This window comes from Streptomyces sp. NPDC034103 (assembly GCF_055575395.1).
Genome location: NZ_JBVISS010000030.1, coordinates 1 through 19535 on the forward strand (window position 1 = coordinate 1; position 19535 = coordinate 19535).

A 19535-nucleotide genomic window follows, 5' to 3' on the forward strand; every position below is an offset into this window, starting at 1 on the left:
GCGATGGCCATGTCCATGATCTTGTGGATCTTCGTGGCGTGGGCCTCGCCCAGGGCGCCGCCGAAGATCCGGAAGTCGTGCGCGTACACGAAGACGGTACGCCCCTCGACCGTGCCCCAGCCGGTGATCACACCGTCCGTGTACGGCTTCTTCACCTCCAGGCCAAAACCGGTGGCCCGGTGCCGCCGCAGTTGCTCGACCTCCTGGAAGGACCCCGGGTCCAGCAGCAGTTCGATGCGTTCCCGGGCGGTCAGCTTGCCTTTGGCGTGCTGCGCCTCGGTCGCCTGCTGACTGGGACCGGCCAGCGCCTTCTCACGGATGCTGTCCAGTTCCGCCACGCGCCCGCGGATGTCGGCGGGTCCCGGTTCCATCGATGCCCGGCTCGTCATAGCCATGTCAGGTGCCTTCCTGGGACAAGGCCGAGGAGGTCCCGCCCCGGGTCCGTGAAGCCATCGTAACAAACCGCATATGCGGTTTCTGGTTAAAGAGTGAAGGAAATCGGGAGATACACCTCGGCATCAACGCCAGCTCTCGGGTGCCGCGTAGCGGTCCGGCTCTGCCCACCAGCGAATTTCAGCCGCCGGCGGCTCCTCGGCCGCCTCGTCCCCACCCGCCCGCACACTGAGCAGCACAGCGACCACGGCGGCCAGTTCTGCCTCGTCAGGCCGCCCTCGCTCCACCCTGATCACGGCTTCTCCCGTCTCCACGCGACCGATCCCCCTTCATGTCGGGCCTGCAGACACGGTCGGGGACGCCACTCAAGGACGACTTTCAGATCGCTTGAGGTGGAGAGCGGGCCGCGCCCCATAGCCCGGCAGACGGCGGGGCTACGGGAACGGGCGCAGAACGGGACACGTGCGGGGGGTCCCACACCCCGGGAGACGTCCGGTGATCATCTCCACATTCAGGAACGCATGGCTCCATTTATCGCAGGGCTGACTGTGCCATTCCTTCTAGAAATTAAACCGGGTGGTATGTATCTTCACTGTCCTGAGGGATCCACCACTCACATTCAAGCCGAGGCGGCTCAGGGGGGAACTGTGTCTACGAGTACGTTCCACGTGAATCGTGCGATACCCAGCGCGGCGCTCAGAGACAGCGACACGACGGCCTCTACCGAGGCCCGTGTCCTGCTCTACCGGTCCCTGACCACCACTGTTCCCAAGGAACTCGTCCACCGCGCGAGTGTCGCTGAAGTCATGCTGACTGACTGGGAGCGGGTGGGCAAGGACCACTTCACCGTCGCCGCCCAGTGGCCCCGCGGGCACAGCTTCTTCGCCAACGTCGACGGCTGCCACGACCCGCTCATCGTGGCGGAAACGATCCGGCAGGCAGGGACACTCCTGACGCACGCGGAGTTCGGCGTCCCGCTCGGCTACCACTTCCTGATGTGGGACCTGTCCGTCTCCGTAGAGCCGGAGGTCCTTCAGGTCGGCACCGCGCCCGCCTCGGTCGACGTCGAGATGACCTGCGAGGACGTCAAGCTGCGCGGCAACAGGCTGGCGGGCTGCCGCTACAACGCGGTGATCCGCCGCAACGGCCAGGTCGCCGCGACCGGAAGCGCCAACTTCACCTGCACCTCCGCCAAGGTCTACGAGCGACTGCGCGGCGATCGCGGCGACATGACGCAGCGGCAACTGCCGCTCACCGCCCCGACGGCGCCTCAGAACGTCGGTCGGATCTCCCCGATGGACGTCGTGCTGTCCCCCATCGGGGAACCGAACCGCTGGCTGTTGAGGGTCGACACCCGCCACCCCATCCTCTTCGACCACCCGGTCGACCACGTGCCCGGCATGGTGCTGCTGGAAGCGGCCCGGCAGGCCTCGACCGCGCTCCTGGGCGGCCCTTGCCTGCCCGTGGACTTCAGCAGTGAGTTCATGAAGTACGTGGAACTGGACGCTCCTTGTGTGATCGAGGCACAACAGCTGCCTGACTCGGCCACGGGCCGGGGCGAGCGTGTCCTCGTGACCGGCTACCAGGACGAGACGCCCGTGTTCCGGTCCACCGTGACCATGGCGCCGCTCTCCGCCTGACGGCCGCCGGCGCAGCGGGACCCCGCTGCGCCGGCGACGGCCTCGCCTTCCGCGCCGGAGCGTCCTGCCCCCGCGCGGAAGGCGCCCGGCGCCACCTTCGGCGCGGTCCGCGCCTGTTCGACGCCGCCCCCTCCCCCCACCGCACGACACGAGCCCGCCGGACGGACGCGGGCCGCCGAACTCCTCGGCGCCCGCCGGGCACCGGCCGCGGAAGGTTCCCTCCCCGCCGGTGGAGCACCGCGGCAGCACCCGCCCGGCACGCCCTTGCCACCCGTCGCACTCCGGCCATTTCCGCGACGCACGGGGGCCTGGCCAACGGCCTCGTCGCCGCGCGCGGCGACGAGGCTCACCGGCCGCCCGCACCGATCGGCGCGCCCGCGTCCTCAAGGCGCCCGTAGCGCTCCCCGCCACCGCGGGCGCCTCTCGCGGACCGCGCGGAACACCTGGCCATCGTGCGGACACGCAGTTCGGCCGGAAGCCGCCCAACCAAATCACCGCCCGCCGCTCGCACCACTCGCCGACACCGGGATCACCGGCGCCTGCCCCGGCCCGGTCGCGTGCGGCGCCCGCGCGCACCGAGATCGAACGGCCGCCCCTCCCCCGCCCGACCCGACGGTTTTCCGCAACTCATTGAAGGCCGTACGGACAGAAGGATGCGCGATCTCGCGTTGTCTGTAAGATACAAACTGGGCGGTTTTTTTAGTGGGCCTTCGGGCTGGATCAGAGGAGGCGCCGATAGTGGCGAAACAGGACAGGGCGATCCGCACACGTGGAACGATCCTCACGGCAGCGGCCAAGGTCTTCGAGGAACACGGCTACCAGGCCGCCACGATCTCGGAGATCCTCTCCACGGCGGGCGTCACCAAGGGAGCCTTGTACTTCCACTTCAACTCCAAGGAGGAGCTGGCGTTCGGCGTGCTCGACGCGCAGCACATCCAGTTCGCCATCCCCAGCAGGCCCTGCAAGCTCCAGGAGCTGGTGGATGCCGCGATGCTGCACGCCTACCGGTTGCAGACCGACCCCATGGTGCGCGCGAGTGTGCGCCTGGCCATGGACCAGACGGCGACCGGCCTGGACCGTACGGGTCCGTTCCTGCGCTGGAGCGGGATCACGCATGACCTGCTGAAGCAGGCGCAGGCCCAGGGCGAGCTGCTGTCGCAGGTCGTACCGGCCCAGTCCTCGGACGTGTTCGTGGGGTCCTTCGCCGGCATCCAGTCCATGTCCCAGGTCCTGAGCGGATACCAGGACCTCACCGGCAGGGTCAGCGAGTTGATGCGCCATCTGCTGCCCGCTCTGGCGCAGCCCTCGGTGATCGCCTCCCTGCGGCTGTCCGCGTCCCGGGGAGCCGAGGTGTTCGAAGAGGTCCAAGGCCTGATGGAGGAGCACAGGACCCCGGTCTCGATCGACTGAGCAGCGGGGCGGAGCCCTGAGCCGCACCCTGTTACCCCCGGTCCGCGTGTAAGTTGGGCTCGAGAGTCACATCCGGTTTCGAGACGTTGGGCAGTTCAGACGCTCGGTACCGGTAGTAGGGGTTCCCCCACACCCCTCAGCGCACGCCGATAGGCATGTACGCCGGTACATCCACCGTCTGCTGCAGGGGGGTTGGGGGCATGGGATCGCTCGTCGGAAAGACGGCGCTGGTCACGGGGGCGAGCCGGGGTATCGGCAGAGGGATCGCGCGCGAACTCGCGCGCCAGGGCGCGCTGGTCGCGGTTCACTACGGCGAGAACGAACAAGCGGCGCGTGAGACCCTCGAGTTGATCGGCCGGGACGGCGGGCGGGCCTTTGCCGTCCGGGCCGAACTGGGCGCACCGGGCGATGTCGAGACGCTGTACTCCCAGGTGGAGAACGGCCTGGCGCAGCAGGGGCAGGGGCCCGAGTTCGACATTCTCGTCAACAACGCGGCCGTCAGCGGGTCCGCTCGGATCCACGAAGTGACGCCCGAGCTGTTCGACCGCCTCTTCGCGGTGAACACCCGGTCTCTGCTGTTCCTCGTGCAGCGGGGCCTCAAGAACCTGCGCGACGGCGGCCGCATCATCAACGTCTCGTCGGCGGCCACCCGGATCGCGTACCCCGAGTCCGTCGTGTACTCGATGACCAAAGGGGCCCTGAACACCTTCACCCTCGCCCTGGCCAAGGAGCTCGGCCCTCGGGGCATCACGGTGAACGCGGTCGGCCCCGGGTTCGTGGCGACCGACATGAACGCCGACAGGCGGGCCACCGAGGAGGCCGCGGCGCGACTCGCCGGCTGGTCCGTCTTCAACCGGCTGGGCCAGCCGTCCGACATCGCCGAGATCGTCGGGTTCCTGGCGTCGGACGCGTCCCGCTGGATCACCGGTCAGTGCCTCGACGCCAGTGGCGGATCCGGCCTCTGACGGTGCGCCGTCCTCCCCCTCTGGTGCCCCCGGGGCGCTGTGTGCGCTCGCCCGGGGACCGAATCCCCCTTTAAAACAAACCGTATCAGCGGTATGTTTCTGACTGTGGAGGCCGCGCTCGCCAGAGCGCCAGGATGCCTACCTTTCCAAGGAGCCCAGTCATGCTCTCTCTGACATCGAGGCCCAGCGCTGCCACGGCGGCCGGAACCGACACCGGCCCTGTCCTGGTCGTCGGAGGCACCGGTTTCATCGGCAGCGCCGTCCTGAGGGAACTGACCCGCGAGCACTCCTCGCCCGGCACCACGTCCGCGATCCGCGTGCTGTCCCGCACGCTGCCTCACGTGGCGGCGGCCAACGGAGTACGGCACGTGGCCGGCGACATCACCGACCCGTCCACCCTGCACGGTGTCTGCGAGGGCGTCGAGACGGTGATCCACGCCGCCAGTTACGTGGGCCGCGACATGCAGAAGTGCCACGACATCAACTACCTGGGCACCCAGGCCCTGCTGGAGGAGGCCCGCCGCAGCGGAGTGCGGCGCTTCCTCTACGTCAGCACCGCCTCGGTCTACGGCATGGGTCCCCATCGCGGGCCTGCCGAGGGGCAGTTGGCGCCCTCCCCTGCCTCACCGGCCAGCATCTCGCGACTGCGGGCCGAGGAGGCCGTCCGAGCCGCGGGCGGCACCGTCCTGCGCCCTCACCTCATCTACGGCGTCGGGGACCGCTGGTTCATCCCCACCCTGGCCCATGTGCTGCGGCAGGCGCCCTACTGGCCCGCCGGGGCGTCGCCCCGGGCCTCCGTCATCGCGGCCGAGGACCTGGCCCGTGTGATCGTCGCGCTGACGCGGCAGTCCGGGCACGACGGCGAGACGTACCACGTGGCCGATCCCCGTCCCCTGCCCATGGACGAGCTGTACGCGAAGATGCGCGCCTTCCTTCGGCTGCCGATGGCGCAGGAGGTGTCGCTCGGGGAACACCGCGCGCTGGTGCGGCAGCTCGTACCCGACCTCTCCGACCACCAGTACGCCCTGCTCACCGAGGACTGCTGGTTCGACACCAGCCGCATCTGGCAGCGGACCGGCCTGCACCCGGGCCCGGGCTTCGAACGGCGCCTGGCCGCCTGCTCCGCCTGGTACGCCAAGCAGCTGGCTCCCGAAGCCCTCACGCCCTCGGGCACCGGCCGGTCCCTGGTCGGCTTCCAGGCCACCGTCACAGCGGCAGCGTGATTCCCAGCGCACGCATCGCCGAGGACGGCGGCCCGCCCTCCGACCGCTCCGTCTTGCAGCCCTTGCTGCCCGGTGCCAGTGTGCGCGGGTCCACGGCCTCGGCGGGCGCGCCCGTCGCGTACAGGCCCTCGGGGTCGGTGTCGCGATCGTGCGGCAGCAGCCAGAACACCCGGCGCCGGAACGTGCCCGAGGACCGGGACGGCTTGGCCCCGGAACCCAGCAGCGCGTAGCCGACCATGCGGCCGTCGCGGTGGTAGGGGGGCTTGCCGCGGCGCGTCGGCAGCCGGTCCAGGCTCTGGCGTACGTAGTCGAGCGCGCTGATGTCCTCGAGCCAGACGAAGTCGTCCTCGTGAACGAGCTCGTCCTCGGTGATGAGCGCGCTCATGCTGTCTCCTCGTCGGCGACCAGTCCGATGCCCGGGTAGTACTTGCGCTGGTTGGACAGGATCATCTCCTTCGGAGAGGCCAGTCCCACCACCTCTCGGACCCGTGCCGCGAAGGCCCGGGACGAGATCGCCGGGGCCCCCTCATTCTGACACCACGTCTTATAGACCGCGTAGAGCTGTGCCTGTTCCGCTCTCAGCTCCGGGGCGATCCGGCAGGATTCGGAGAGAAAGCGCCCGGTGTGGTCCTCGGTCTCCGCGTAGGCCGTGGTGGCGATCCGTACGCGCTCGGGGCCGGCCAGGTCCTTCTCGCCGCTCAGGTAGCGGCGGGCGCCCAGGATCAGCCAGTTGAGGATCCCCGGGCCCTCCTCCGTGACGAGGATGTCGGCCAGGTTGTCGATCTTGCGGTGGTCGGGGACGACCCGCTCGAACGGGATCAGCCGCATCCGCCGCCAGAACGCGAAGCCGCCGGTGCCGACCTCGGGCCGGTGGTTGCCCAGCAGCCAGAGTTTGTGGGTGGGTTGGAAGCTGAAGAAGTCCTGCCGCATCCGGCGGGCCTTGATCCGGTCACCGCCGGTCAGCAGCTTCACCCGGGCCTCGTCGAAGCGGTCCCCCGGCTTGACCTCGCTGCACACGATGACCCGCCGTCCGTGCAGCTCGGCCAGGTCGGTGGGGTGCCCCTCGTAGGGCCGGGCCATCAGGAATCCGGGCGGCGCGGCATCCGCGTAGTCCCCCACCAGCTTCATCAGCACGTCCAGCAGCACCGACTTGCCGTTCTTGCCGGACCCGAACAGGAACGGCATGACCTGTCCGCCCACGTCCCCGGTGATGGAGTACCCCAGCAGCAGATGCAGGAAGTCGATCATCTCCGCGCCCTCGGGCCCGTCACCGAAGGTGTCGGTGAGGAACCGGTCCCAGCGCGGGGTGGGCATCGGCTGGGGGGCGGCGGTGGTGGAGCGGGAGTGGAAGTCCTTGTCGGGGTCGGGCGTACGGATCAGCCCGGTGCGCAGGTCCACGATGCCGGCCGGGGTGCACAGCGCGTACGGGTCGGCGTCCAGGCGGGCGGCGTTGAGCACCATGCCGGGCGCGGTCCGGGCCTGCGCGAGCATGGCGTTCATCCCGCCGGTGCTCAGGGCCCGGCGGCGGTGCTGCTGGAGCGCCACGGAGGTGAACACCCCGCGCGGGTCGTTGCTCGCCAGGGACTCCGCGAGGTCACCGGCGGCCCACATCACGGTGTCGTCCTCGTCGATCTGCCAGCGCGTGCTGTCCCAGCGGAACCAGCCGAGCCCGGGCACGTGCCGGTAGTCGTTGGAGTAGAGCTTGACGAACAGCTTGGCGTTGCCCCGGTCGCTGAGGGTGTCGGGCAGCAGTCCGTCGGCCGTGGCCGCCGCCGTCTGCGCGGGGATGTCCTCCTCGGAGCGGCCGGGCGGCACCGGCTGCGCGAGGATCTGCGCGGCGACGGCCTGGGCGTCGAAGAGGGCGTCGTCCTGGCGGGACGTCATACCCGGCCTCCCGGGGCCAGTGGGCGGAGCCGACCGGCGTTCAGACCGCTGCGGATGATGGCCCGGTAACGGCGTTCCTGGCCCGGGCGGGCGTGCTCGGCGGCCTCGCCGAGGATCCGCTCGGCCTCCGTCGCCTCGAGCTGCCCGCCGGCCACGAGCCCGCCCGCGGTGTAGGCGGCTCGGTTCAACTTCTCGGAGAACGCCGCCCCTTCGGTCACGGCGGCGCAGGCGGCCACCTCCGCGAGCAGCGCGCCCAGGGCGCGGTTCACGGCACCGTGGCCGCCGCCCGCGGCCAGGACGGCCTGACGGGCCCTGGGGGGCACCGGTCGCGGCGTGGGCACGTACGCGGGCGGCAGATGCCCGGTGCGCTCCAGTTCGCGGGCGAGCCAGTCGGGCAGCGGCGCGGGCTCCCGTGCGGGGCCCACGGGCTCGTACGCCCCGGCGTCGGTCACGGTGCCCGGGGCGACGATGTAGCCGCCGTGCGCCCGTATGTCGACCTGCCAGGCCAGTGCGCGGCCGCCGGAGCCGGTGGAGCACTGCCAGCGGTGCCCGCTGTGCGCCCGGTACCAGACGTGCAGGCCGCCCGAGGGGGTCCTGACGCGGAGGGTCGTCTCGTCGCCGGCGGGGCTGGGGAAGCCGCGCAGGGCGGCCAGCACGCCGAGGGTGTGGAAGCCGTTGGCCAGCCCGCTCAGATCGATGTCGTCGGAGATCGCGATTCCCGGCAGTAGGCGGTCCCGGTCGGGGAGTTGGCGTTCGTGCGCGTCGATGTCGATGACCAGCAGACCGGCGGGCCCGCAGGAGATGCCCACGCCGAAGCCCGGGTTGGCGCCCCACCACTGCTCGATCCTGGTGAAGTCGAGGGTGGCCGCGTGGAATCCGTGGCACCAGCGACCCGCGGCCGGGCAGCCGCAGCCCTTGTGGTGATGGCCGGGTCGACGGCAGTCCTCGCAATTGCCCGCGGGGGTCTTACGCCCCGGGGCCAGCGGATGGACGGGCCATCCCCGGCTGGCACACCACCGAGCCGTCCTCAACGCGCCCGCGACCGGGGCGGACACAGATGAGTAGCTACGTGAGTTGTGCAGCTCAGAGGCCATGCGCACCCCCCACCAGCGACCGAAGCGACTGAGCGACCGGAACAGCCTAGCGAAGCAAGCGGGAACCGAGGGCCCCCTGTGGAAAACAAAGATTCGATTCACTTCGAGGGGTCAGCGACTGACCGAGAAGCGACCCAGCGACTGAGCGTCTTCGGTAGCTCTTCAGTCGCTCGGAGAAAACCGCAGGTCAGCGATAGAGACAAGACCCAAACAGCGACTGAAGCGACTAAGCGACTGTATATATGACGCGCACGCGCACACACGCACACACGCGAATGTCTTCATATACCCGGGGCTTGAGTCGCTTCAGTCGCTGTTTTCCCAGCTGCACCCCGCCTGACCTGGTACTTCTTCTCAGCGACCGAAGGCGACTCAAGCCGGTCTTGGTCGCTGCTCTTCAGTCGCTGCTCGTTTTCCGGGCCTCAGGCAGGCAGCGACTGAAGCGGACGCCCCTCAGCGACCCAACAACCGAAGCGACTCAAGCGACTCTGGAGCCGACCTGAAGGGGAGCCGGCCCGTCCCGTCCGAAAAGCACCGGTGCGGGCGCAGCCCGGGGCACAACCCCGACTCTCAATCGCTTCAGTCGCTGTCCCCCGCCCAAGCCGCCCTGACCTGGGACCTCTTGGCAGCGACCGACAGCGACCCACACCCCGCCGCCCTGGCCGGGCTCCCCGCGGCAACACCCGTGCCCCCTGCGCGGGACTTCCTCCCCCGCTGGCCCATACTGATCTCCTGCGAGAACCCCGAGCCCGTCCCGATCCGGACGGCGGGCCGACACCCCGGGGCGAGGGAGGAGACGAAGTGCCGGATCGCATCCAACAGTTCGGCATCTACGGCGCCCGCGGCATCAAGGGCTACGAAGCGGTCGCCCGCCGGCTCGACGCCCTCGCCGGGTACATCGCCACCCCCGTCACCGCCCGCCGCGGTCTGCTGGCCCGCCTGCACTACCTCACCCGCACCGACCACGCCCGGGCCGCCGCACGCGCCGCGGGACTGACGGTCACCGAGCGCACGCTCAAGGCCTGGCTGGACGGAAGGCGCAGCCCCTCCAAGAAGAACCTCGACCGCATCGAGCAGGCCTACCGCACCGTCCGCCGCCACAACACCGCCCGCTACCTCCTGGCCCGCCTCAACCGCGAGGGCCGCGGCACCCGGGTCGAGATCCACCCCATCAACCAGTCCCAGGTGGCCCGACCCCGCCAGCGCGTGGTGGAGTTCCGCACCCTCAACATCCGCCACTGGGACCGCATCGTCGAAGCCTGGGCCACCGACAACCTCCAGGCCCTCGACGACGCCTGGGTCGACCAGATCGTGGACCTGGGCTCGCAGTGGGGCCAGTACGAGTACGTCACGAACGTGGGTTTCGCTGCCTGACGTCACCGGGAGGGGCCCGGGCGGCGGCGCGGGCCTGGGGGTGGCTCTCGTGCCGGTTGGCGGCACGCGTCGGCGGACAGGCGGCCCCAGGGGGGCTCAGCCCGGTCGAGGGCGCGCGGTGTCCAGGCGCGGTGGTTTGCGACGGCGTGCGGCAGCGGGCGCCTCGAAAGCCGCGGGCTTCCTTGAGGACGTTGCCGGGCTACAGCCCCAGGTCGAGGGCGAGACACGAGAAGGTGCGCCAGGCGGCCGTCTCGCCGGGCACGTCGTTCGCGCCGCCGTGCGGCTCGGACTGCGCCACTTCCGTCATGTCCTCGTACCGGATGCGCTCGGGCAGCTTGCCGAAACGTGCGTGGCGGGTCGCTGCGGCGACGTCCAACACGGCTTCCTGACTCATGGCCGGCCTCCACTTCATCACTGGTGAACGGCCCCGTCGGCCGGGACCGTCAACAGCGTGCGCCTCAGCGGCGTCACCTGTCAAGCCGGTGACGGCTCTGAGGGGCGGTTCTGGAGCCCGCTGCCCGGCGTCGCCGAGCGAGGCGATCCGGAGGCGGCGCGGGTGACGGCCCTTGCTGTCGGCGGAGGTGCCCGGCGATGGCAAGGTGGCGTTCTTGCCCCCGAGCAGCGTCACCTGTCAAGATGGTGATGTGAATCTTGACCACGTCTTCGTCTGCGGCCACCCGGCGCTCGACTTCGCGGCCACCCTCCGGGCCCGACGTTCGACCCGGTTCGAGATGTTCGTGACGCCGGAGCGACTGAACGCCTGGTACCTGGAGTCCGGACTGGTGGACACGATCACCCCGGGCCAGGAGGACGACGTCCAGGAGGCCACGGCGGTACGCGAGGCCATCTACCGGCTCGTCACCAACCGCCGCCTCGGCGAGGAGTTCGACCCGAAGGCCCTGGAGACGCTCAACGCCGCCGCCCGCAAGACCCCCGTGACGCCCCAGCTCACCCCGACCGGACGGCTCACCGAGGCCTCCCCCGAGCAGGCGCTGGCAACGCTCGCCCGGCAGGCGGTGGAGCTGCTCAGCGGCCCGGACGTGCCGCTGCTGAAGGAGTGCGGCAACCCCGAGTGCACCCGGATCTACATCGACCGCTCCCGCGGCATGCGGCGCCAGTGGTGCGGCATGGAATCCTGCGGCAACAAGATCAAGGCCGCCGCATACCGCGCCCGCAAGAAGTCCGCGCCGGCGGGAGCAGCGACGAGGAGTTGAGGCGGTACTGGGCGGGGCCCGCGAGGGCCCGATCTCTTGGTCGGCGACCTCGACGCCCCGGCCGAAACGTTCGGTCCTCGCGCGCGGTCAAGCCGACACTTACGTGTGGTGGCTGAGTGCCGGGCGGATGAGAGGGCGGCAGGTCTCAGCGGCCGGGGGCCCGCTCGGTGACTTCCTGGAGGAACCACTCGTTGCCGTCCGGGTCCTTGAAGGCGGCGAAGGTGCCGTAGCTGGCCCGCTCCGGGTGCAGCCCCGGGACGCGGTGAGTGTCACCGGCGTGGTGAAAGGCGCCCGTCTCGTCGCGGAAGGGGCCGTGGACCTCCACACCGTACGAGGTCAGCTCCTCTTGGGCCTTGAGGATGTCGGTGACGGTCAGCTGAAGGCCGTGGAGCGTGCCCGGCTCCTGGCGGGTGAGCCCCTCCCCGAAGATGATCGAGCACTCGGAGCCCGGCGGCGTCACCTGCACGATCCGATAACCGTCACTGATCGGGAAGTCGGCGTCGAGGCGCCAGCCGAGCCTCTCGACGTAGAAGCCCTTGGCCCGGTCCACGTCGGACACGGGCAGGATGACGACTTCAAGCTTCATATCCATGGCTGTGATCTCACTTTCGGGTCGACATATGTCGCCTCAGTCAGGTGACGGTGAGCCCCTGGCGGGATGACCCGATCCGCTGCCGGAACCGTCTCCAGCCGGCCCCACACCTGCGCGCCACACCTAGCAGCGGCGTGCCGGGGCTGTGCTGCGCCCCCGATCTGGGCCGAGAGGTCATTGCCCGTCTCTGAGCAGGTCACCCGCTGCATCCACATCACCTGTTAGAGCGGTGACGAAATCATGACAGCCGCCAGCGTCACCAGTCAAGCCGGTGATGAAGAGCTTCAAGCTACTAGGGGCCTGCTGCTGGGAGTGCCCCAGGGAGTGCCCCCTGCCTAGCGAATACACAGAGAGCGGGCGAATCGCCGTTGCCGTTCAGGAGCTGCGCCTGAGGCTTGCATGACAAAACGATCTAGCCTCGGACCGATTCTGATTCTTGAAATTGCGGCCCAGCCGTCGTTGGCGCATCCACGGTTTAAGCGACGCCCTCCTTGTCGTTGATCTGGAAGGTGATGACGTCGACTTCGTCGGTTCCCGTCAGACCTGGGTAGTGGCCCTTGAGAACTTCCCGGAGTTCGGCTGCGGTCGTCAGCCCTTCAGCTTGGGCGTCCCGGTCGGTGAGGTCACTGACCGGGCAGTGCCTGATGCCGGTCACCTCTGCCGACAGGACGACTTCAGGGTCGCTCTCAAACACCAGCCGTGCCGGGCCGAGCCGCGCCGGGTCCCGGAAACGGGTGGTCTTGGTCTTGGTGCCAGAGCAGACGACTTCGAGGTAGCGGGGGTTTAACCGAATGATCGGGGGACCGGCCGTCTCGGGGTCTTGGTAGAGCGATGGGTCGAGACCGTTCATGCCCGCCTCCGGGGTCCATCGCTGAGCCAGCGGCATCAGGTCGGCGGCGAGCACGGACCTGAGCCCCGCGGGAGTGGGCACGATGACGCGCATGGTGGGGTAGTAGTCCACGAAGACCTGCCGATCGCGCCCGCACGGGCCGATGACCCCGCGCCCATGGTTTCCCACGGCGACGATGCAGCGCATCTGCCGGGCACCCTGGGCCCGCGCAGCTCCCAGAGCTACGAGTTCGGCGCAGGGCCCGCCGGTGAAGTGGTAGAGGTTCACGCCAGCGAACATCCGGTAGTCGGCGGCCATGACCGCGGCGCCCACCGTATGGATCCCATCTTCATCGGGCCCGGCGTCAGTATGCGCGTCTATGGTGCGGCGTGCCAGCTCCACGAGCTCACGCTCATCATCATCAAGAGCTCGCACAGATGACGGGACGTACACCTTTTCGACCTTCCGTTCCTTCAGCAGCCGCCCAAGAGCATTCCACGGCCCCGCAGGCGGGCTCCACAGGGTTTCGGCTTACCTTGGCTGGCCTAGCGGAGAGCATCGTCAGGGGCCGTCCGCTGGCAGGTGAAGCGCGCTGTCGTAGGGGCCGGGCGGGATGTGGAGGGTGGCGGTGCCGTAGTCGCCGAAGCGCAGCACCAGGAGCTGCTCGGTGGTCTCCTTCTGCCGCTGCTCGATCTCCAGCAGCTCTTCCTGGGCCCGCTTGGGGTGCCGGGACATGCGCTTGGAGCGCATCACCACGGTCTCGTCCCGCACCGCCGCCTGCCCCTGCGCGAGCAGGCACACGGTCATCGCGGTGCGGCGGGGCTCGGCGATGTCCTTCATCTCGCCCACCGACAGCACCCTCATCTGCTCGGCCAGCGCGGCCACCTTCGCCGGCGGTGCCTTCCCCACCCAGAAGATGGCATCCCCCAGCCCGTTCACCCTCTCCACCCGCTCCGCATGCGCTCAAAACCGCGATCACGTCGCCCGCCCGCCGGGCGGGATGCTTGATCCCCGCGAACAGACTCTGGTACTCGCCCCCGGCGACCTCCAGCATGCCTGCCACCCGCTCCCGCGCCGCGTCAGCCATAGGCGTGACGATCGCCTCGCACTGCGAGGCTGACACCGCGGAGCGGATACGGGCAGCCATCCGGTCCAGGGTGGAGAACGCCGGCAACTCCAGCCGCTCCTTGTGCCGGAGCAGCTCCTCCAGCGCCACGTTCACCAGGTCCGCGGTATGCGCCTACACCGGCGCCGCCGCCCACATTGCCGCCTCCGCAACCGCGCGGGCCTCGCCCGGCCTGTGCTTCAAGTCCAGGCGTTCACGTACGGCGGAACGGTAACTCTCCTCGCTCCGCCCGGAGTCCGCCTCTGGCACCGTCCCCGCAGCGAGCCTCGCCTATTCGTGCACGTTGAGCCACGACCACCTCGGGCATCTCCCCCACCTCACGCCATGAGGGGAACAGGTCGCACCGCATGTCCCTACGGAGCGCCCCCTCGACCGCTCCCATGGCCTCACCTATTACGCCGTAATAGGCAGAGACAGCTGTAGCCGGTACGAGACAGCGCTCGTACCGGCCACAGCCGCAACCCTGACAGGGCTCAGGTTCGGGACCTGACGCGCTGGCTCTGGTGCTCGGTGAGGATGGCGAGCATCTTGTCGAACGCGTCGTCGCTCATCTTCTGGATGAGATGCATAGCGACGAAAGCGCCATCCTCATAAGGAAGTCGTCGAGCAGTACCCGCCTCCACCTGAGCCCGCTCCACATCCGCATCCGCATCCGCGACCACGCTGTCGGCCGCCCGAGGATCAGGCACGGTCTCCCCCGTCCTCACGGGGGCGTCCTTCTTCGTAGGCTCCCTCGGCGGATCAACCGGCGCCACGACTCCCGGCGTTGAGTCGACCACCGGAGAAACGCTCTCCGACGGCTGGGCAGTTGCGGCTGGTTCTTCTTCCGAGGGGGAGTTCGCAGCAGCATCCCGCTGGTCGGCAACGGGGGAACCCACAGCCTCTCCCGCTGCGGGTTCCTGGTGGGGGACACCGGGCACCGCTGCTGGCGCGGGTACTGCCACCCGCCGTTCCGCCTCCTTACGCGCCCGCTCGGCCTTCAGCTCCTGAAGAGCGGCCTCCTGCCTGTCGTGCGGTTCCTTCGCGACGGAACGCAGAAGCTCAACAGGCTCCTCCCCCACAACTGCCTGGAGTTCCGGAGCCAGGTTGAGCAGAGCGAGACGCTGGGACACCCATCCCTGGGATTTGCTGAGCCGTTTGGCGAGCTTGACCTGTGACCCATGGATCGCGAGCAGGCGCTGCAGGGCCTTCGCCTCGTCGAGGGGGTCGAGGTCGCTGCGATGGATGTTGGCGACGAGGGCGGACTCGAGAATGCCGTCGCCATCGGTGCCCTGCTCATCGTCGATCATGACGTTGAGGTGGGTCAGCCCTGCGGCGCGCGCGGCCGCCAGCCGGCTGCTGCCGTCCACGACGACATGGGTGGTGTCGGACTCGAGGTCGTTCGCACGGGCGGGGTTGGCCTTGAGGTAGGCGTCACGGTTCATGACCGTGATGGCCTGCTTCTGGCCGTGCTCCTTGAGGCTCTCCGCGAGTTCGGTCAGATCACCGAGCGAGGTGCGGGGGTTCTCGGGGTTGGGGCTGATGCGGGTGACGGGGAGTCGGTTCGGAGGAGCGACCCCGTCGGTCGGTACGCCGGTCGCCGCACCGATGGCGGCCCGCCGGGCGCTGACAGGCCGGGCCGCTCCCCCGAAACGTCCGGCCCCCAGCTGGTCGGCCTTGCTCATGAGATCTCCCGGGCCAGTGCACGCATGGCGATGGCCTGCTGCGAGGCCGGCGCATAGCTCAGCAGTGGTTGCTTCATGCGGACGGCCTCCTTCTGTTCCTTCAGGTCGTTGATGAGGCCGACGACTCTCGGATCCTTTATGTCGATCCAGCCCTGCAGAGACGATGTGGCGATGTAGCCACGTCGACCGTCATAGAGGTTCACGACGATGCCCAAGTAGTCGATGTCGAGGGCGAGGTCGTGACGGAGATCCTCTATCTGGTTCGTCAGCAGGTCATAGGCATCGGCGGAGCTGTCCTCAGCCTGGACGACGATCAGGGCACCGGACTGTCCAGGTCCTTCACCGTCGCGTCGGCGTCCGTAGTAGGCAGCGGCGTCCATGCTCAGGCCGAGGCTGGGCGGGCAGTCCACGATGACTACGTCGTAATCGGCTTCGAGCGGCGTCAGGGCCCGCTCCAAAGCTGACTCGCGGGCACGGACCGCGGACAGGCGGACATCGAGGAGGAAGGCGTCATGGCACGCGGGCAGTAGGTGCAGCCGCCCTCCGAAGTGGTCCTCGTCGATCGAGACGATCAGATCCTTCAGCTCGCCCTTGGGGTCACCGGCCATGTGATTGGTGAGACTGTCACCGTTCATCGCCAGGGGAGCCGCGCCCAGTTGATTGGTGAGGTGGCACTGCGGGTCGAAGTCGACCAACAGGACACGGAGCCCATGCCCTGGAAGCTTCTCGATATCGAGCGGGTCGTTGGTAACAGCACTCGGGTCGGCCTCAGCCTCGGCGTCACCGGCCCGGAGCGCGGAGACCAGGGCCTTGGCGACGCGTACGGGGAACAGCCGGTTCGGGTCCTCCGAGAGGGCCTCACCCACGCCCGCCGTGATGGCGGTTTTGCCTACTCCGCCCTTCTGATTGCAGACGACGATGCGGCGGGTGATCGCCGGACGCTGGACATCCGGTGCGGGGTTCGTGTCGAGCCACAGCTGAACGGACTGGGCGAGCCCTTGAATCAGGGATACACGGCGGTCCTCCGCGTTCCTCCGGAACTCCTCCCACTGTCCAGGGGGCAGGAAGGTGGAGAAGGACTCAGCTCCTGCGGTGTCGACCGTTGCCGTGGCAGAGGCGAGGTCGCACCAAGCGGTGATGCCCTGCTCGACGGCCGTCTGAATCTCGATACCGAGCTGGGCAGTTCTGACTTTGAGGTTCTGCCGGAGCCATCCCGGCAGCTTGGAGACGACCTTGGCTCGGTCGCTTGAGGTGGCTGGCATACTCATGGCGCTACCTTACTAACGTCAAAGATCATCTGCTGCATCGACACGTTAGTTAGTACGACTTGGTGACGCGAAGGAGCAGCCTCACACACCTATTACGGCGTAATAGGTCGGCCGGGCACACGAACCGCGCAGAGCACCTCAGGCTCCCCGACTGCGCTCCCCTCTACAAGCCCCTGCTCCCCGCGACCCGCTCGCCACGACGGCTCATCAAGTACCTGTCGAGCCCTCAGACCTATTACGCCGTAATAGGTCTGAGAGACGGCAAGCCCGCCGGCCCAGCACAACAGGCCCAAGCCGTCCTGCCTCGTCGGACCTTGACCGGTCTCACCGAAGTCCGACGAGCATCCCGTTCGCCTCAACGAGGCTTGATCACTGCCCGGGAGTCCTGTGGATGCGGCCGCGTACGCTCGGCCGCATGCCCCGCTCTCCCAAAAGGCCCCGCCGACTGGTCGCCGACGGGCGCGTGTACATGTGGACGATGCGCCACGGCCATCGAAGGGACCACGACGGCCGGTCCGTGGACTGCCGCCACATACTCACGCTGTCCCCGCAGCCAGCCGGCACCGGCGGCCCGCTCCGCATTGTTTTTGCCGACGGGCCCGGCCGGTACATCCCGGGCGGGGCCCCCTTCGGCTCCGGAGACGTGGGCTTCGCCCGGGGCGCAGACCTGAACCTGCACGAGCCGGGCGCCGTCCGCGCCTTGCTCGACGTGGCGTTGGCTCGTGGGTGGCAGCCGGGGGAGCGGCGGACGGTCGAGATCGACGGCTGGCTCCTGCTGGAGGCGGCGGCCGCCGCGCGAGCAGGGGACGCCGACCCCGAAGACCGGTAGGTGCGGCTTCTCTTGGCCTGACTCCATTGCGCGGAGCAGCCCACAGCGCGGCGATCAAAGTTCCCTACGTTCTTCTCTGGACCGGGCGAGCCCAGGAGGCCGTCGCCGGAGGGTGGTAGCGCAGGAGGCACCCTGCCCCCGGGGCTGCTCCCACGGAACTGGGGTCGGCAAGGCAGCCCCAGCCAAGGACCCGCGAGCTTCACCCCAGAACTCCCGGGACCTATTACGCCGTAATAGGTCCCGGGGGAGTGGAGCTGCTCCAGAGCTGAACGACCTCCACCAGAGCAACGAGCTCAGGGAGCGACCAGGTCCACGCCCCTGGCCCCTCAGCAGCGAGCCCCTGAGGACCAAGGGCTGAAGATGAGAACCTCACCGAACCCCGACAGCGGCCCGTACAAGCGGCGGGTGTTCTTCCTACCGCCGAGCCGCTGACTCGGGCCAACAACGGGACCTCGGGGGAGTAGCGACCCCTGACTACTGTGCCGGGCCTGCCCTGCCGTCTCGGAGGCAACGCCCCCGCGGCCGCCGAACTCGCCGCCGTCCTGCACGACGAACGGCCCAGCCTGGCAGCGGACCGCACGACGCCCCTCCCACCCGCCGGGTCCTGCTCGCGGCCACCGAGAAACGGCTCACCGCGAACATCCCACGAACCGGGCATACCGTCCAACATGTGGGCACGGTGGCATACGAGCACGCGCCGACGGCAGACTGAAGCGGCGGCCCGCACCCCCTGGTGAGCCTGATCAAAGCCGGTTCACCCATACTCCAGCAGGCGCGCTACATGACGGAGCTTCTGCCGCCCCGCGACAGGATCTCCTTGAGGAAGGCTGAACACGGTGACGACCGCCGCATACCAGGGTGAACCCGGCTCCAACTCGGCGACCGCCGCGCGCGCTCTCTTCCCCGAGGCCCGCGACTGGCCGTGCACCAGTTTCGAGCAGGCCCTGGACGCCGTGACGCTCGGCGCCGCCGATGTCGCCGTCATCCCGGTCGACAACTCCGCGGCAGGACGCGTCGCCGACGTACACCATCTGCTGCCCGAGTCGGGGCTGTTCATCGTCGCCGAGCACTTCCTCGCCATCCGCTTCGACCTGATGGCCGTACCCGGCACGAACCTGGACCAGCTGGAGTGCGTACGCAGCCACGTGCACGCCCTCGGACAGTGCCGCAAGATCCTGCGGGAGGGTGGCTGGCGCACCCTCGTCAGCGACGACACCGCGGGAGCCGCCCGCGAGGTGGCCGAACTCGGCGACCCACGGCACGCCGCCCTCGCCCCGCCCGCCGCGGCCGAGCTCTACGGCCTCGAGGTGCTACGCGCCGAAGTCGAGGACGACCCGGACAACACCACACGCTTCGTCGTCCTGTCCCGGGACGCGACCTTCGCCCCGCACACCGGGGAGCCGACAATGACGAGCCTGTTCTTCTGCGTACGCAACATTCCCAGCGCGCTCTACAAGGCACTCGGCGGGTTCGCCAGCAGCGGCGTCAACCTCACCAAGATCGAGAGCTACCAGATCGGCGCGGGCCTCAACCCCAGCCGCTTCTACGTCGAGATCGAGGGCCACCCCGACGACGAACGAGTCGCCCTCGCCCTGCACGAACTGCGTTTTTTCTCCTCCGAGGTCCGCATCCTGGGCGTCTACCCCGCGCACCCGCACCGCGCGGGGAGCTGACGAGGAGCCGACAAGTGGCCCGCAGTCTCCATGTCCTGGAAGGCCCGCGCCCACAACTGGCCTTGGCCTTCGGGCAGATACCGTCACCTCTCCCCGACCGCGCCGACCTGGCCGGCCGTTTCCTCGAAGGTGTTCGCCGGGGCTGACATCGCAGGCGGCCTCACACCAGAGGCTCCACGGTGGCTTCCGGGAGTAACCCCAGTGACCCCGGTGTTTCAGTGGCACTGGCTCGCACGTAAGCGGAATGCCTCGGCCCGTTCCTTGGTTTCTCGGAGCACTCGCCCCTCGTCCCCTCGGCATCGCGCCCTGGGGTCGCGGCTCGCCGAGCACACCGATGGGAGAAACCTTGAAGCGCTC

19 protein-coding genes are annotated in these 19535 nt (G+C 69.1%); 8 read left to right on the plus strand and 11 right to left on the minus strand.

Annotated features, from left to right (window positions below; all coding sequences use genetic code 11):
* Positions 1-395, minus strand: a 395-nt coding sequence (locus ACZ56U_RS39330) for a carboxyl transferase domain-containing protein (protein WP_469088747.1), incomplete at its 3' end; no start/stop codon positions are given.
* A gap of 123 nt (positions 396-518) precedes the next feature.
* Positions 519-707: an acyl-CoA carboxylase subunit epsilon gene (locus tag ACZ56U_RS39335; protein ID WP_469088748.1), complete on the minus strand. Its 189-nt coding sequence runs from the start codon at positions 705-707 to the stop codon at positions 519-521.
* A gap of 354 nt (positions 708-1061) precedes the next feature.
* Here ACZ56U_RS39335 and ACZ56U_RS39340 point away from each other — a divergent pair, with 354 nt between their 5' ends.
* The 4 genes from ACZ56U_RS39340 (at position 1062) to ACZ56U_RS39355 (ending at position 5631) form a co-directional block, all read left to right on the plus strand.
* A complete protein-coding gene (locus tag ACZ56U_RS39340; protein ID WP_469088749.1) occupies positions 1062-2033 on the plus strand; it encodes a ScbA/BarX family gamma-butyrolactone biosynthesis protein in 972 nt (323 codons plus the stop codon).
* Between the two features lie 738 nt (positions 2034-2771).
* Positions 2772-3443 carry a ScbR family autoregulator-binding transcription factor gene (locus tag ACZ56U_RS39345; protein ID WP_469088750.1) on the plus strand — a complete coding sequence of 224 codons (672 nt, stop codon included), beginning with the start codon at positions 2772-2774 and terminating at the stop codon, positions 3441-3443.
* A 200-nt stretch (positions 3444-3643) separates the two neighbouring features.
* Complete coding sequence (locus tag ACZ56U_RS39350; RefSeq protein ID WP_469088751.1) at positions 3644-4408, plus strand: SDR family oxidoreductase; 765 nt, start codon at positions 3644-3646, stop codon at positions 4406-4408.
* 161 nt (positions 4409-4569) lie between these two features.
* Entirely contained in the window at positions 4570-5631 is a 1062-nt protein-coding gene (locus tag ACZ56U_RS39355; RefSeq protein ID WP_469088752.1) for an NAD-dependent epimerase/dehydratase family protein, read from the plus strand.
* On the opposite strand, the gene ACZ56U_RS39360 is transcribed toward ACZ56U_RS39355, so the two are convergent.
* The 3 genes from ACZ56U_RS39360 to ACZ56U_RS39370 are packed head-to-tail and all read right to left on the minus strand — an operon-like array spanning position 5615 to position 8570.
* Positions 5615-6016: a DUF6009 family protein gene (locus ACZ56U_RS39360; RefSeq protein WP_469088753.1), complete on the minus strand. Its 402-nt coding sequence runs from the start codon at positions 6014-6016 to the stop codon at positions 5615-5617. The two genes, ACZ56U_RS39355 and ACZ56U_RS39360, sit on opposite strands and share 17 nt — an antisense overlap.
* Positions 6013-7515 carry a DNA primase family protein gene (locus tag ACZ56U_RS39365; protein WP_469088754.1) on the minus strand — a complete coding sequence of 501 codons (1503 nt, stop codon included), beginning with the start codon at positions 7513-7515 and terminating at the stop codon, positions 6013-6015. The genes ACZ56U_RS39360 and ACZ56U_RS39365 overlap by 4 nt, the downstream gene beginning before the upstream one ends.
* Positions 7512-8570: a bifunctional DNA primase/polymerase gene (locus tag ACZ56U_RS39370; RefSeq protein WP_469088755.1), complete on the minus strand. Its 1059-nt coding sequence runs from the start codon at positions 8568-8570 to the stop codon at positions 7512-7514. Before ACZ56U_RS39370 ends, ACZ56U_RS39365 begins: the two co-directional genes overlap by 4 nt.
* Positions 8571-9410: 840 nt before the next feature.
* Between ACZ56U_RS39370 and ACZ56U_RS39375 the strand changes: the two genes are divergently transcribed.
* Positions 9411-9983, plus strand: coding sequence for a transcriptional regulator (locus ACZ56U_RS39375; RefSeq protein ID WP_469088756.1), 573 nt, complete (start codon positions 9411-9413; stop codon positions 9981-9983).
* 199 nt (positions 9984-10182) lie between these two features.
* Here ACZ56U_RS39375 and ACZ56U_RS39380 read toward each other — a convergent pair whose 3' ends face one another.
* The gene (locus tag ACZ56U_RS39380) at positions 10183-10377 is read right to left on the minus strand and encodes a hypothetical protein (RefSeq protein ID WP_469088757.1); all 195 of its coding nucleotides are present in this window, start codon (positions 10375-10377) and stop codon (positions 10183-10185) included.
* 250 nt (positions 10378-10627) lie between these two features.
* On the opposite strand from ACZ56U_RS39380, the gene ACZ56U_RS39385 reads away from it, so the two are divergent.
* The gene (locus ACZ56U_RS39385; protein ID WP_469088758.1) at positions 10628-11197 is read left to right on the plus strand and encodes a CGNR zinc finger domain-containing protein; all 570 of its coding nucleotides are present in this window, start codon (positions 10628-10630) and stop codon (positions 11195-11197) included.
* Between the two features lie 145 nt (positions 11198-11342).
* Here the strand turns inward: ACZ56U_RS39385 and ACZ56U_RS39390 are convergent, their stop codons facing one another.
* The 5 genes from ACZ56U_RS39390 to ACZ56U_RS39410 all read right to left on the minus strand — a co-directional run bounded on the left by ACZ56U_RS39390 (position 11343) and on the right by ACZ56U_RS39410 (position 16676).
* The gene (locus tag ACZ56U_RS39390; RefSeq protein ID WP_469088759.1) at positions 11343-11789 is read right to left on the minus strand and encodes a VOC family protein; all 447 of its coding nucleotides are present in this window, start codon (positions 11787-11789) and stop codon (positions 11343-11345) included.
* Between the two features lie 475 nt (positions 11790-12264).
* Positions 12265-13020: an ASCH domain-containing protein gene (locus tag ACZ56U_RS39395; protein WP_469088760.1), complete on the minus strand. Its 756-nt coding sequence runs from the start codon at positions 13018-13020 to the stop codon at positions 12265-12267.
* 159 nt (positions 13021-13179) lie between these two features.
* Positions 13180-13527, minus strand: coding sequence for a hypothetical protein (locus ACZ56U_RS39400; protein ID WP_469088761.1), 348 nt, complete (start codon positions 13525-13527; stop codon positions 13180-13182).
* Between the two features lie 690 nt (positions 13528-14217).
* A complete protein-coding gene (locus tag ACZ56U_RS39405; RefSeq protein ID WP_469088762.1) occupies positions 14218-15408 on the minus strand; it encodes a ParB/RepB/Spo0J family partition protein in 1191 nt (396 codons plus the stop codon).
* Entirely contained in the window at positions 15405-16676 is a 1272-nt protein-coding gene (locus ACZ56U_RS39410; RefSeq protein WP_469088763.1) for a ParA family protein, read from the minus strand. Before ACZ56U_RS39410 ends, ACZ56U_RS39405 begins: the two co-directional genes overlap by 4 nt.
* Before the next feature lie 415 nt (positions 16677-17091).
* On the opposite strand from ACZ56U_RS39410, the gene ACZ56U_RS39415 reads away from it, so the two are divergent.
* Positions 17092-17505, plus strand: coding sequence for a hypothetical protein (locus ACZ56U_RS39415; RefSeq protein ID WP_469088764.1), 414 nt, complete (start codon positions 17092-17094; stop codon positions 17503-17505).
* Between the two features lie 836 nt (positions 17506-18341).
* The gene (locus ACZ56U_RS39420; RefSeq protein WP_469088765.1) at positions 18342-19178 is read left to right on the plus strand and encodes a prephenate dehydratase; all 837 of its coding nucleotides are present in this window, start codon (positions 18342-18344) and stop codon (positions 19176-19178) included.
* Positions 19179-19535: the final 357 nt, after the last annotated feature.

Bases quoted from the DNA above. Each gene is read 5' to 3' on its own strand.
- ACZ56U_RS39355 (WP_469088752.1), top strand. From the start codon at position 4,570: ATGCTCTCTCTGACATCGAGGCCCAGCGCTGCCACGGCGGCCGGAACC.
- ACZ56U_RS39380 (WP_469088757.1), bottom strand. From the start codon at position 10,377: ATGAGTCAGGAAGCCGTGTTGGACGTCGCCGCAGCGACCCGCCACGCA.
- ACZ56U_RS39365 (WP_469088754.1), bottom strand. From the start codon at position 7,515: ATGACGTCCCGCCAGGACGACGCCCTCTTCGACGCCCAGGCCGTCGCC.
- ACZ56U_RS39360 (WP_469088753.1), bottom strand. From the start codon at position 6,016: ATGAGCGCGCTCATCACCGAGGACGAGCTCGTTCACGAGGACGACTTC.
- ACZ56U_RS39410 (WP_469088763.1), bottom strand. From the start codon at position 16,676: ATGAGTATGCCAGCCACCTCAAGCGACCGAGCCAAGGTCGTCTCCAAG.
- ACZ56U_RS39405 (WP_469088762.1), bottom strand. From the start codon at position 15,408: ATGAGCAAGGCCGACCAGCTGGGGGCCGGACGTTTCGGGGGAGCGGCC.
- ACZ56U_RS39415 (WP_469088764.1), top strand. From the start codon at position 17,092: ATGCCCCGCTCTCCCAAAAGGCCCCGCCGACTGGTCGCCGACGGGCGC.
- ACZ56U_RS39390 (WP_469088759.1), bottom strand. From the start codon at position 11,789: ATGGATATGAAGCTTGAAGTCGTCATCCTGCCCGTGTCCGACGTGGAC.
- ACZ56U_RS39350 (WP_469088751.1), top strand. From the start codon at position 3,644: ATGGGATCGCTCGTCGGAAAGACGGCGCTGGTCACGGGGGCGAGCCGG.